This is a genomic window from Pauljensenia sp. 20925_1_34 (genome assembly GCF_041432775.1).
In the GTDB taxonomy this organism is placed as follows: domain Bacteria; phylum Actinomycetota; class Actinomycetes; order Actinomycetales; family Actinomycetaceae; genus Pauljensenia.
The window spans coordinates 31,875-45,483 of sequence record NZ_JAPWAG010000009.1 but is presented as its reverse complement, the minus strand read 5'-3'; the positions used below and the strand labels follow the sequence as shown (position 1 = coordinate 45,483).

Genomic DNA, 13,609 nt, shown 5'->3' with positions numbered 1-13,609 from the left:
GCACCGCCCGTTTGTCGGACAGCGGTCGCGCGCCCACCGAGGGAGCACCCTACGATGGAGGCCGGAGAAGGGGCCACGGCCTCGTACATGAAAGGACCGACGATGGCACGAATCCTCTGCGTCGACAACTACGACTCGTTCGTCTTCACGATCGTGGGCTACCTGCGCCACCTGGGCGCCACCGTCGACGTCGTGCGCAACGACGTCGTGGATCCCGCATGGTTCGAGGCCGGCTACGACGGCGTCCTCATCTCCCCCGGACCCGGCGACCCCAAGAGCGCCGGCGCCTCCCTGCAGACCATCGCCGACTGCGCTGAGCGTGAGATCCCGATGCTGGGCGTGTGCCTGGGGCATCAGGCCCTGGGCGAGCTGTTCGGCGCGACCGTCGGGCACGCGCCCGAGCTCATGCACGGCAAGACCTCCGTCATCACGCACGACGGGCGCGGCGTGTTCGAGGGCGTGCCCTCGCCGCTGACCGTCACCCGCTACCATTCCCTCACGATCGACCCCGCGACTATGCCCGACGAGCTCGAGGTCTCCGCGACCACCGAGTCCGGCATCATCATGGGCGTGCGCCACCGCACCCTTCCCCTCGAGGGCGTCCAGTTCCACCCCGAGTCCGTCATGACCCAGTCCGGGCACCTCATGTTCGCCAACTGGCTGGCCGCCTGCGGCGACGTGTCCGCGCGCGAGCGGGCCGTGTCCCTCAAGCCCGTCGTCGCGGATCGGTTCACGCTGTAGGTTGCGTGGGGGCTTCTTCCGGTCCTGGATCTGGCGATTCGTCGTTCTTTACGGACTCCGGGTTCTCTGCGAGTTCCGGGTCGCCCCGGTCTGCGGCCTCTAATTCGTCTCTCTGCGTGTTGGCAAGCTCAGGATTCGCGGGCGGTAGGAGCTGCGCGGGATCGTCGACGAGCATCTCAGCGATGCTGCGCGCTTCGACGCGTGCGGCGCTCGGGAAACACCACTCGCGAGATTTTTTCTCCCCTTGCGTGAGGTGCAGCTCCGGGAGCGCGTCATCTGTGTCCGTGAACGTTGGAGTCACGTCGTTGATGGGGAACTCTTCTTTGACAATGCCCTTTTGAATGAACTCCTGTGGGTCAGCGGTGATGATGCGGCGGCCGGTAACGGCAACCATCTCAGGTGAGACCGTTACTGCTCTTTCGGTAGCGCGTTTCACCCAGCCCAGGCTCCATTCCGTTGAGTCCTGGGCATGTGGGAGCACCAACCAGGCCCGGTTGTTAACCCCGCTAGCAAACTGACTGGGCGCCTTGGCCAGAAGACTGTGTGAGAGTCTGTCAATGGGGAAAGTGAGTGCCTTGAGCTCTTCGCCCTCGTCCAGATACCAGCGCAGGATCTTGGTGTAGGGAGACACATCGTAGTTGGCGGGCGCGCACGTGACATCAGGGTTGGGCACAGGGTTTTCTTTGATGCCCAGTTGCTGCTCAAGCTCGTTGAGCTGCTCGAGGAGTTTCGTCGCCGTGTCGCGAGAAGCTGTCTTATCTTGCCGTTTCTGCGAGAAAAAGAACGATGATGCACCGGGAAGTTCAGAGATAATGCGGAGTTCGCGCATGAGGCCCATGAGGAGCATGCGCTGGATCTCCCGGTCAGCTTCAACTTCCTGGAGAATCTGAGGTAGTTCGGCGTGGGGGTGTTCGCCGTGAGCTTGGGCCCGTGCACGGCGCAGCACAGATAGGCTTGCCCATGCCCGGAGCGTCTCGAACGCTGCAGATGAGTCCGCGAGGATATTGCTGACGTTGTCCTGTAGGTACTTTCTTGTTCTCGACAGATCTCGCTGAGTGTCGTTGAGTACCCGCTGGTGGTTTGCAACCTGCTTCTTGTAGTAGCGCCTATGGGAGTTGATGCGGGGAACGAGGGGTGAGACTATCGACCAGTCTGTTTCGGACACGTAGCCATGGTTGGAGCTAGCTTGATAGACCTCATTGATGGTCTGACAATCACCTAGGTAATCGGCGTTCCTTGAGTCAGTGAGTACCTGCAGCGTTTGTGTGGCAGTTTGCTGAACTGCTGATATCTGCTTGGAAATGTTGTTGAGCTGCATCTGCACAGCAGCCATTGCAACCGCAGGTCCGATGGCTGCGATCGCTCCCGCGATCTGGGGAGCCGACACGGGAATGAGGCGTGCTTGGCGGCTGATTTGTCCACCCGTGTTTCTGACGACTCCGATTAATCTGCCATCTGCGGTTTTTGTGAGTGCGTTGCCCGCGGCTAGGTGTGCCTTGGTGACGGCATCCAGTTTGTAGAGGCCGGACATGTGCTGGATTGCGTTGGTCGCTGAGGCTGCTCCTCCAGTCAGTGACGCTCCCTCGCCAATTGATGCGATGAGATCGTTAAGCGCACGATCAGCCACCAACAAGCTATTGATCTTTTCGAGTCCCTTGGTGTTGGGTCCAATCACGAGGGCGTAATCGTCTTCGATGGGCACGATGATGGTGGCATCCTCATCGGGGTCCCAATGCTCAACGTCCTGCGTCGTGTCACTCATATCTGCGCTCCAGGTCTGACTGGGAGCCCAGCATATGGGTCGCAGTCATATGGTGATGAAGTAACCATATGCTAGCACGCGGGTCGGCTGGCCCTGTTAGTCCGTTTGCTGCCTATGCTGCAGGGCTTCGGTTCGTCGCGTTGTCTCGATGCCCGGCTAGGACTGGTGGTCATCTACGGGGACGCAGATGTGCTTGCCTGCGGGCGGTCACATGCGGATAGGTAATCAGCTCACGGATAGGTTTGAAGCATGTGGATAGGTTAATAACCTATCCGCGAACGCATAACCTATCCGCGTGCGCGCAACCTATCCGCGTGGGTCGCGCCTGGCGCGGAATCGGAGTTGGCTTTGTGCCCGTCGGCGAGCTTGTGCTGGGATCGTGGTACGTGGACCCCATGAGTGGAGCGTGGGCCTCGTGAGTGGAGCGTAGGTCCCATGAGTGGAGCGTAGGCCTCGTGAGTGGAGCGTGGGCCCCATGAGTGGAGCGTGGGCAGCCCCGCCCACGCTCCACCAAACGGGTTAACGTGCGCATCAAGGGGCCCATGGTGCCACCTATCGGGCTAACGCTCCGGTCATACGTCCCGCACGCCACAGCAGCTGAGCACGTTCGCCACGAAGCCGAAACGCAACCCAGGCCTCGTGCTGAGTCAGCTGAGGAGACGACCGAGGGCGCTGCCACGAAGCCGGAACGCAACCCAGGCCTCGTGCTGAGTCAGCTGAGGAGACGACCGAGGGCGCCGCCACGAAGCCGGAACGCAACCCAGGCCTCGTGCTGAGTCAGCTGAGGAGACGACCGAGGGCGCCGCCACGAAGCCGGAACGCAACCCAGGCCTCGTGCCTGAAACTGCGCGCTCACACATGCCCCCGCGCCACCCTGCACACAACACCCCGCCCCGCAGCACTCGCTCCACGCCCGCCATTCGGCGTGCGCATACGACGGGGCCCGCACCCCAGGAAGAATCCTGTCGGTGCGGGCCCTGATCGTTGGGTGGCCGGGGGCTCACTTCTTGGTGGAGGGCGACGGGCTGGGCGTCGGAGATGCGGAACCCTTGGAAACCTTGAGCTTCACGGTCGAGTTCTTGTCCACCTTGGAGCCTTCGCCCGGTTCGACGGCGGTGACCTGGCCGCTGGGCTGGCTGCCGCTGACTTCCTCGACGGTCACGGTCAGGCCCAGGGCCTTGAGCTGAGCCTCGGCGTCCTCGCGGCTGATGCCGACGACGGTGGGGATCTCAACCTGGGCGGCCTTGCCGGTCGAGATGGACACGGCGATCGTGGTGCCCTTCTTGACCTTGGAGCCGGTCTCGGGATCCTGGGAGACGATGCGGTCCTTATCCTTGTCGGAGTCGACGGTCGTGACGTTACCCAGTTCCAGGCCGACGGCCTTCAGGGCGCTGCGCGCCTGGTCCTGGCTCATGCCCACCAGGTCGGGGACCTCGACCTGGTCGGAGCCGGAGGACAGGTACGCGGTGATCGTCTGGCCGGCCTTGACCTTGGAGCCGGGCGAGGGGTTGGTCTGGGCGACCTTACCCTCGGCGACGGTGTCGGAGGCGACCTTGCTGGAGTTAACCTCCCACTTCAGGCCCAAGGCCTCGACAGCCTGACGGGCATCGTCGGGACTCATGCCGACCAGGTTGTCGGGCAGGGTGACCGAGTCGGGGCCCGAGGAAATCGTGACGCGCACGGTCGAGCCCTTCTCAGCCTGGGCGCCGCCAGCGGGGTCGGTCGAGGCGACCGAGTCCTTCTCGACGGTGTCGGAGGCGACCTTCTCGGGGTTGAGTTCCCACTCGAGGCCGGCGGCCTCGATCTGGGACTTCGCATCCGCCTGGGACAGGCCGACGACGTTGGGTACGGAGACGGCCTCCGGCGTCGCGGCGCTGCGGCTCAGAGCCCACACGCTGCCGCCGATGAGGAGAAGTGCGATGACGACGAGCGTCATGATGATCGCGGTGCGGCGCTTGCGGGCCGCCGCTGCCTTGCTGGCGGCGTCCCCGTCGGAGCTGACCGCGGGCAGCGACGTCGAGGTCGAGGAGACCCCGGCTGCGGGCGCGCTCACCGTGGAGGTGGCCGCGGGCACCGCAGCGCGCGCACCGACGAGGCCGGCGGAGGGCAGGACTTCGGTCGCCCACGAGTCGGCGGGCGGGGCGCCCACGTCCATGCCGCGTGCGACGCGCTGGAGGTCGGAGAGCATCTCGGCGGCGCTGCGGTAGCGGTCGTCGCGGTTCTTCGCCAGGGCCTTGAGCACCACGCGGTCCAGAGAATCCGGGATGTCGGAGAGGATCGACGAGGGCGTGGGCGGGATCTGCTCGACGTGCTGGTAGGCGACGGCCACCGCCGAGTCGCCCTTGAAGGGCGGGCGGCCCGTGAGCAGCTCGAAGAGGACGACGCCGGTCGAGTACAGGTCGGAGCGCTCGTCGACGGTCTCACCGCGGGCCTGCTCGGGGGAGAGGTACTGGGCGGTGCCGACGACGGCGTTCGTCTGCGTCATGGTGGCCTGCGAGTCGGTCAGGGCCCTCGCGATACCGAAGTCCATGACCTTGACCTTGCCCTCGGGGGTCAGCATGATGTTGCCCGGCTTGATATCGCGGTGCACCAGGTGGTTGGCGTGCGAGTACTGCAGGGCGGACAGGACGCCGGAGACGATCTCGATGGCCTCGTTGATCGGCACGGCCGTGCCGTCGGAGATGAGCTCCTTGACCGTGTGCCCCTCGACGTACTCCATGACGATGTACGGGATGGCAAGGGACCTGTTGGTCGCGTCCGACACGATCTCCTCGCCGGTGTCGTACACGGCGACGATGTTTGGGTGATTCAGCGACGCAGCGGACTGAGCCTCGCGGCGGAACCGTGCCTGGAAGATCGAGTCCAGCGCCAGGTCGCGTCGCAGCATCTTGATGGCGACGACGCGCGACAGGCGAGTGTCGAAGCCCAGGTGGACTTCGGCCATTCCGCCGCGCCCAATGAGCGAGCGGACCTCGTATCGGCCGGCTAGACGGTGGGCCATGGGCTGTGCCATGTCCTAACCTCCTCGGTAATGGTTGCCCCCGCGTTAGGTTGGATGAGGGAGCTCAGCATGGACTTGATCGTAAAGGCTGCGAGTAGGATCAGCGCACCCACGATGAGTGCGATGACCACTAGGCGAATAATTTTCTTAGACGCAGGCACTGGCGGGGCGACGACGCTGCGCGAGTACGCGGTCTTTGCCGCGGGTCGCTTGCGCTCGGCTGAGCGGGCGTCGAGCTCGTGCCACTGCGGGCCGCGCGAGGTCTTCTCGGGCCTCGGCTCGTAGACCGAGCGGCGCGGTCGTGTGGACGCCTTCTTATTGTTTTTCTTGCTCTTGCCGGGTTGCGGGACGGTCCCGTACACGCGTGGCGTGGAGCCGGTGTTCGTCGTTTTCTTCGACGAGGCCTTGGTGGCCTTGGGCCGATCCGAGCCTGCGTCGCTGGTGGGCTGGGGCACGCTCGTTGCGCCGGCGCGGGCCGACTTGCGCTGGGCTTGTTCGGCCTCGCGTCGCTGGCGGGCCTCACGGCGCTGGCGTGCTTCGCGTGCCTCGCGCAGTTCTCGTTGGCGGTCTTCCTCCTCGCGCGCGATCTGGGCGCGGCGCTGCTCTTCGGCGGCGTCCTCGGCCTGGCGGTGCTGTGCGCGCTGACGCAGGCGCTCGTTGAGGGCCGCGCGGCGTTCGGCGGTCTGGTCGACCGGTGCCGACGAGGCCGTGGCGGGCTTGGCAGCCGCAGGCTGAGCGGGAGCGGGTTTGGGTGCGGCCGGCTTTGTGGGCGCCGACTTGGCCGTGGCGGGCTTGGTGGCCGTGGGCGCCGAGCCGGTGCGCGCCCTATCGGAGGACGCAGGGCTCGCCTGGTCCGGCGCCGATACGGGCTTGCCGTTCCTGCCGCGCTTCACAGGCTTGGTGGGCGCTGCTTCTTGCCGCGGGTCGATGGGGGTGACCGTTGAGGGTTCCTTGGCCTTCGGGGGGGAGGACTTGATGGGCCGGGGCACGGGCGGCTCGGGCATGGCGGGGCTTGGGGCAGCCGCGGGGGGCTTGGAGACCACGCGCGTGGGGATGGACGCCGAGATTGGACCCTGGGGAGCCGAGGGAACGGCCGCGTGGCGGCCCGTCGACGTCAGGGAGGGCTTCGAACCTGAGACCTGGGGCTGCTCGCCGGTGGTATCGGGGATGATGCGGCGCACCCGCGTGGGCGGGGAGAGCGGGTTGGGCGACGGCGGCGGCGCGGGCTCGTCGATGATGCGCGGGAGCACAGGGTGGCGCCCGGTGATCGGAATCATCGTGGAGGACGGGGCGATCGTGGTCGCCTCGTCAATGATGCGCGGGACGACCGCGTGGCGGCCCGTGACGGAGCGGACGCGGGGAACGAGGCCTGACGGGGGTTGGAGCATCTCGTCGGGCAGCGTGCGGCGGGTCAGGTGACGCACGGGGGCGAGGATCGGCACGGAGGGCTGGACGGGGGTGCGTGTCTCGGTGGCTTGCTGCGCGGCCTTGGGCAGCGGCAGTGGGCGAGGCGTCACGGAGATACCCATGGCCTTGGCGGCGCCGGCGATTTCGCGCACGGCGGCGGAGCCGGATTCGGGGCGCTTGGCCGGATCTTTCTCCAGCAGGTGCAAGATGACGTCGGCCAGCGGTTCCGGGACGAAGTCGGGGAGGGGCGGCACGGGGTCGTTGACGTGCGCGAACGCGATGTCGACCTGAGTTTCGCCCGTGAAGGGGCGCCGACCGGCGGCGGCCTCGTAGGCGATGACACCCAGCGCGTACAGGTCGCCGATCGGCGTGGCCAGCTCGCCCATGGCCTGCTCGGGAGGCAGGTACTGGGCGGTACCCATGACCATGCCCGCGGCGGTTAGGTTCACCTGGTCCCTGGCGCGTGAGATGCCGAAGTCCGTCAGCTTCACCATGCCGTCAGGGCGAACAATAATGTTCGCGGGCTTGATGTCGCGGTGCACGACGCCCGCGCGCGCGGCGGCACCCAGTGCCATCGCGACCTGCACGAGGATCGGCATGAGGTACTCGGGCTCGATGCGGGAACCGCCGCGCAGGTAGTCCGTCAGCGGGTAGCCGTCGACGAGCTCCATGATGATCCAGCCGATGCCGTCTTCCTCGCCCGAGTCCTGCGTGTTCGCGATATTCGGGTGGGAAATCGACATCGAGTTGCGCGCTTCGAGGCGCAGGCGCGACAGGGACAGCTCCTCGCCCGCCAGCTCGGGACGCAGGACCTTGGCGGCCACGATGTGGCCGCTGACGCGGTCACGGGCCTTCCAGACCTCACCCATGCCGCCCTGAGCGATCGGGGTGAGCAGGGTGTAGCGTCCGCCGAGCACGCGCCCGGCGCCTGATGTCATCCGTGGAACACTCACTGGAGCCCCGCTTCCAGGACGGCCTTAGCGACCGGTCCGGCAACGTCACCGCCGTGCGGCGTGGGGTTCGTCTCATCGCCTTCGACGATGACAGCGAACGCAATCTGGGGGTTGTCCGCGGGCGCGAAGCCGATGGCCCACGCGTTGGCGCGGTCGCCGTCGCCGGTTTCGGCGGTGCCGGTCTTGGCAGCGACCGAGACGTTGGGCAGGGCCATCGGTGTTCCAGAGCCGTACGGCTGGGAGACGACCGCCTGCATCATGCCGGTGACCTTCGAGGCCGTGTCGGCGGAGATCGGTCGGCCGGCTTCCGTCGCCTTGGTCTTGCGGATGGTCTGGTTATCGGCGTCCACGATCTGCTTGATCAGGTAGGGACTCATCATCTGGCCGCCGTTGGCGATCGTCTGCGCGACCTGCGCCATCTGCATGGGCGTCGCCTGGACCGTGTACTGGCCGATGGAACTCATGGCGAGCTGCGCGCTGTCCGCGTCCGCGGGGAACACGGAGGGGATGACCGTCAGCGGGATTTCCTGCTCGTGGCCAAAGCCGAAGCGCTTCGTCACGTCTGTGAGCTGCTGGGTGGTGAGCTTTTCGGAGGCAAGCACAAAGGTCGTGTTGCACGAGCGTGCAAAGGCCTCGGTGAGCGTCGGTTTGCCGTCGCCGCAGGTCGAGGATTCGATGTTGGAGACCTCGGTGTTCGTGCCCGGCAGGGTCGTCGACACGGGCGAGTCCATGCGGGTATCGGGATTGGCAATGCCGTTCTCGATGAGTGCGATCGCGGTGAGGACCTTGAACGTCGAGCCGGGCGCGTAGCGTTCCGAGATCGTGCGGTTGAGCATCGGGTTCTTCGGGTCGGCGTCCAGCGTCGCGTACGCGTCTTGCACCTCGCCGGCGTCACGGGAGGCCAGTGCGTTCGGATCGAAGGACGGCGACGAGTACAGGGCCAGGATTGCGCCGGTCTTGGCGTCCAGGGCCACAACGGCACCCTTGCGGTCGCCGAGCGCGGCGGCAGCTGCCTCCTGCATGGAGGCGCGCAGCGTCAGCTCGACGCCCCCGCCCTGGCGCTTTTCGCCCGTCAGGAGGTTGCGCAGGCGCTGTCCGAGCAGGGTCTGCGACTGGCCGTCCAGGACGTTCTCTTGGGCAGCTTCGATGCCGGTCGACCCGTAACCGACCGACGAGAAGTAGCCGGTGGCCGACACGTAGAGGGAGCCCTGGTCGTAGACGCGCGTGTAGTGGTTGTCGTCGTCGAGCTCAGACGAGGCGATGGCCGTCTTCTCCACGATGATGGGTCCGCGGTCGATCTCGGCCGCGTGCAGGTTGGTGCGCACGTTACGCGGGTCCGCGTTCAGAGAGGGCGCGGAAATGAACTGCGTGTTCGTCACCGCCAGGCCCAGCATGGCGAACATGATGAGGACAACGACGAAAATCTTGCGAATCTGTGCGTTCATGCCTACTCACTCACCCCCAGCGCCGCCTGGATTCCAGAGGTCCAGGGAGACTGGGTGGACGCCGGGCGGCGGGCAGCGTCGGACACGCGAATCAGCAGGGCGACGGTGATCCACGAGGACACCATCGAGGAGCCGCCGGCCGCGAGGAAGGGGGCGGTCAGGCCCGTCAGCGGGATGAGTCGCGTGAGGCCGCCGAGAACCACGAACAGCTGGATGGCCAGCGAGAAGCTCAAGCCGGTGGCCAGAAGCTTGCCGAAGCCGTCGCGCACCGTCAGGGCCGCGCGCAGGCCGCGCTGGACGAGAATCAGGTACAGGACCAGGATCGCGGCCATGCCGACCAGGCCCAGCTCCTCGGCCAGCGAGGACAGGATGAAGTCGGAGTTCGCCAGCGGAACCTGATGCGGGTAGCCGCGGCCCCACCCGGTTCCCATGAGGCCGCCCGACGCCTGGCCGAAGATGCCCTGGACGAGCTGGTAGGAGGTGCCGTGGTAGTACTCGGGGTCGAGGGCGTACAGCCAGCCGTTGAAGCGCGTCTGCACGTGGGTGAAGAACTTGACGGCGAATGCGACGGCGGGCACGAACAGCATGAAGCCGATGAAGAGCCAGGACACGCGGTTGGTGGCCACGTACAGCATGGCAACGAACATGCCGAAGAAGAGCAGCGAGGTGCCCAGGTCGCGCTGCAGGACCAGGATGGCGATGCCGATCAGCCACACGACCAGGATGGGGCCGAGGTCACGGGCGCGCGGCAGGCGCATGCCCAGGAACTTGCGGCCACCGATCGCCAGGTTGTCGCGGTTGGTGACCAGGTACCCGGCGAAGAAGATCGCCAGCGTGATTTTGACGAGCTCGCCGGGCTGAATCGAGACGGGGCCCAGGCGAATCCACACGCGCGCGCCGAAGGTTTCCTGGCCCAGGCCCGGGACCATCGGGAGGAGCAGCAGGAACAGCGAGAGAATGCCGAACGTGTAGGTGTAGCGGCGCAGCATACGGTGGTCGCGCAGCGAGATCAAGATAATGGCGGCAATGACGATCGCGACGCCCACGAAGAGCGCCTGGCGGAAGCCGACCACGTCCCCGACAGCGCCAGCCTCATACGCCAGGTCGAGGCGGTAGATCATCGCCAGGCCCAGGCCCGTGAGGGCCACCGCGATCGGGAGAATCACGGGATCCGCGTAGGGGGCTAGGAAGTGGATGCCGATTTCCCCGATGATGGCGAGCGCGACGAGCACGCCGATCTGCGGGAGCAGGTTCGCGGGGATCGTATCCGTGACGTTGAGCGAGGTCAGGACGTAGCCGGAAATGCCGACGGTAAGGGCCAGGGCCATGAGGCCCAGCTCAAGAAAACGGCGCGGCTTAGCCGGTGCGATCGAGACTGTTGCCATTAGGAGTCCTCTCCGCTTTGGACCCCGGATTGGCTCTGGCCGGACTGGAGGCTCGGCTGGTTGGTCTCGTGAGAGGGCGTGACGGAGGAACGCTTGAGGCCCTCGATGTAGTCGTCGATCTCCTGGCGCGTGGAGCGTAGCACCGGCGTGTCGAGGCGCTGGCGGTCCACGGGGGACAGGTCGGACAGCGCGACGTCGGAGACCTCGATCGCGTGGGAGAGGCGCCAGGGGCCGATCGCCTGGGGGATGCCCTGGTAGATGACGACGTAGCCGTCCTGGCCCACCGCGTAGTACTGGGTCTGCGTCCACTTCCAGGACAGCCAGGAGGCGGCGACCACGAGCACGGTCACGAGAGACACGAAGATGGGTGTCCACCAGGAAGTGCGGGGCTTGAGTTCGACGGGCGCGTCATCGTCGTCGGTGCCGTGGCCCGAGGCCTTGGCTCCCAGGGCGGCAGCGCGCGCCGCCGCTCCTTCGCCGCCGCGTGATTTGGCGTTGCGGTCGATGGCCGCGGCGCCGACGATCTGCGGGGGCGCGGGCGGGTAGGTGCCGGCGGGGACGATGTCCGCGATGACGCACGTGATGTTGTCGGGTCCGCCGCCCAGGAGGGCCAGGCGGATGAGCTCTTCGGCGCACTCGCCCGGGTCCTTGAAGTCGGCCATGACCTGGCCGATGGTCTCGGGGGAGACGAGGCCGGACAGGCCGTCGGAGCACAGCATCCAGCGGTCGCCGACGACGGCCGTGCGGATGGTCTCGTCGGGGGCGACGTCGGCCTGGGCGTCGCCGAGGATCTTCAGGACGACGTTGCGGTTGGGGTGGTGCTCGGCCTCTTCGGGCGTGATCTGGCCGGTGTCGACCAGGTACTGGACGAAGGAGTGGTCCGTCGTGACCTGCGTGAGCGTGTCGCCGCGCAGCACGTAGGCGCGCGAGTCGCCGATGTGGACCATGGCCAGGCGGTTGCCGGAGCGCATGAGCGCGATGCAGGTGGTGCCCAGGCCCTCGAGGTCGCGGTCGCGGCTCGAGCGGTCGGTGAGCTCCTCGTGCGCGTCGAGGAGGGCCTCGCGCAGGAGGGGCAGCATCGAGTCAGCCGGGTGCGAGTCCGTATCGAGGGGCACGAGGTGGGCCAGGGCCACCGAGGAAGCGATGTCGCCGCCGGCAGGGCCACCCATGCCGTCGGCGAGGACCAGCAGGTTTGCGCCCGCGTAGCCGGAGTCCTGGTTGTTGGAGCGAACGAGGCCCACGTCGGAGCGGGCAGCGTAGTGGAATTGAACGGCTTTTCCTGGCATATCAACCCACCAATTCGAGAGTCGTCTGGCCGATACGGATGATGTCGCCAGTCTTGAGCTGGCGCGGTGCGCTCAATCGCTCGTCGTCGATGAACGTGCCGTTTCGGCTGGAGAGGTCTTCGATCCACCAGCCGTCGGCTTGCGGGGTGAGCGCGGCGTGGCGGCTGGAGGCGTACTCGTCTTCGAGCACGAGGGTGCATGCGGGGGATCGGCCGATGACGATGGGCGCTTCGCCGAGGGGCAGCATGGTACCCACGAGCGGCCCGCCGGTGACCAGGAGGTCCTTGGGGGCCAGGGGGTTGGAGGACGTGCGCTTCTTGTTCTTGCGCTTGGTACGCGAGGCCTTGCGGCGCGAAGCGGCCTTGTCGCGCCCCTTGCCGCGCGGGGTCACGACGGTGCCGAAGATGTCGCGTCGCAGCGTGTTGACGGCCGCGAGCACGAGGAGCCAGAGCAGCACCAGGAACCCGATGCGAAAAACGGTAAATGCGAGGTCTGTGGTCACTTCATTAAACTCCGCTCTGGTCTGGGTGGGTCCAGAAGAGGATCTTGGTTCGTCCGATAACGATCTGGTTGCCGTCGAGCAGAGTCGCTGCGTCGATTCGGTGGCCTTCGACGAAGGATCCGTTGGTGGAGCCCAGGTCGGTCGCGATCACTCCGGTGGGGGTGATGCGAAGTTCAAGGTGGCGGCGCGAGACGCCGGAGTCATTGACGACGATGTCGGCTTCGGAGCCGCGGCCGATGACGGTGACGGGCTCGGTGAGGAGCCACTTGTCGCCGTCGACGTCAATGATGGGGTGTTCGGGGGACGCGGACGAGGCCGTGGCGGGGGCGGCGGCACCCCTGCGGTTTTCCGCGGCAACCTTGAGGGTCCCGCTGGGCTCGGAGGGGTCGGCGACGAATTCGACGCTGACGGGGCCGATGAGGGAGTAGTCGTTGGTGGAGGCGTGCTCGGTCGCCTGCTGGGCGAATTCGTCGGCGAGGACGTCGAGCGACGCTTCTAGGGAGAAAAGGTCTTCGCGTGAGGCGTAGACGGTGAAGTGGTTCGCTGCGATGATGCGCGACGCGGAGACTTCCTGGACAGAATCGTCCATGGCGCGGCGGATCGCCGTGGTGATGTCCACGGGCTTAATCCCCGACCGGAACACGCGCGAGAAGGCGCCGTTGACGCCTCTCTCGACGGCGCTCTCAAAGCGGTCGAAGATACTCATAATCGTGCACTCCTCATTCCCCCGCGCCTTGTGCGCGACGTACGGACTGTGTGGAAGCTATGCGCTCCCTGTCCCAGTCTAACTGTCGCGGGTGGTCGTGGGGTTGTAAGTGTCGGGATGTTCGCGATCGGCTATTGCTCGGTGTTATTCGCGAGATGCCCGTTATGTCGGGGAATACTCGCTCGTGATGCGCTTGTTGCACATGGTGCAGGTGGTGCATGTGTGACGATAAGTGTGTGGGAGGTAACAGGATATCTGGGTCTGATCGAGCGAGTGTCGCGACCTTGTTCTGTTTGAAGCGTGGTTGAAGTCTTTGTGGGGCGTGTCTGCGTGTGGTGTTGACAGGGTGGCCGCGCTATCGCTTGTGGCGGTGGAATTGTGAGGGTGGTCAGGATCCTTTGTGTCATTGTCGCCATGCGGT

The 13,609-nt window shown here is 66.2% G+C and carries 9 protein-coding genes; 1 reads left to right on the top strand and 8 read right to left on the bottom strand.

The window, feature by feature from the left end; translation table 11 throughout:
* Positions 1-102 precede the first annotated feature (102 nt).
* Positions 103-741 carry an aminodeoxychorismate/anthranilate synthase component II gene (locus tag O3669_RS05140; protein WP_371523907.1) on the top strand — a complete coding sequence of 213 codons (639 nt, stop codon included), beginning with the start codon at positions 103-105 and terminating at the stop codon, positions 739-741.
* On the opposite strand, the gene O3669_RS05135 is transcribed toward O3669_RS05140, so the two are convergent.
* From O3669_RS05135 to O3669_RS05100, 8 genes are all read right to left on the bottom strand, one after another.
* On the bottom strand, positions 731-2,503 hold the full coding sequence (locus O3669_RS05135) for a hypothetical protein (RefSeq protein WP_371523906.1): 1,773 nt from the start codon (positions 2,501-2,503) through the stop codon (positions 731-733). The genes O3669_RS05140 and O3669_RS05135 overlap by 11 nt on opposite strands.
* 1,000 nt (positions 2,504-3,503) lie before the next feature.
* The gene (gene pknB, locus O3669_RS05130; protein WP_371523905.1) at positions 3,504-5,516 is read right to left on the bottom strand and encodes a Stk1 family PASTA domain-containing Ser/Thr kinase; all 2,013 of its coding nucleotides are present in this window, start codon (positions 5,514-5,516) and stop codon (positions 3,504-3,506) included.
* On the bottom strand, positions 5,489-7,849 hold the full coding sequence (locus O3669_RS05125) for a protein kinase (RefSeq protein WP_371523904.1): 2,361 nt from the start codon (positions 7,847-7,849) through the stop codon (positions 5,489-5,491). Before O3669_RS05125 ends, pknB begins: the two co-directional genes overlap by 28 nt.
* Before the next feature lie 11 nt (positions 7,850-7,860).
* A complete protein-coding gene (locus O3669_RS05120) occupies positions 7,861-9,309 on the bottom strand; it encodes a peptidoglycan D,D-transpeptidase FtsI family protein (protein ID WP_371523903.1) in 1,449 nt (482 codons plus the stop codon).
* A gap of 2 nt (positions 9,310-9,311) precedes the next feature.
* Positions 9,312-10,694 (bottom strand): FtsW/RodA/SpoVE family cell cycle protein, encoded by a 1,383-nt coding sequence (locus tag O3669_RS05115; protein ID WP_314770161.1) that lies wholly within the window; start codon positions 10,692-10,694, stop codon positions 9,312-9,314.
* Positions 10,694-11,980, bottom strand: a complete 1,287-nt coding sequence (locus tag O3669_RS05110) for a PP2C family serine/threonine-protein phosphatase (protein WP_314770160.1) — start codon at positions 11,978-11,980, stop codon at positions 10,694-10,696. Before O3669_RS05110 ends, O3669_RS05115 begins: the two co-directional genes overlap by 1 nt.
* Position 11,981: 1 nt before the next feature.
* On the bottom strand, positions 11,982-12,482 hold the full coding sequence (locus O3669_RS05105) for an FHA domain-containing protein (protein WP_295920982.1): 501 nt from the start codon (positions 12,480-12,482) through the stop codon (positions 11,982-11,984).
* A gap of 4 nt (positions 12,483-12,486) precedes the next feature.
* A complete protein-coding gene (locus tag O3669_RS05100; RefSeq protein WP_295968002.1) occupies positions 12,487-13,188 on the bottom strand; it encodes a DUF3662 and FHA domain-containing protein in 702 nt (233 codons plus the stop codon).
* Positions 13,189-13,609: the final 421 nt, after the last annotated feature.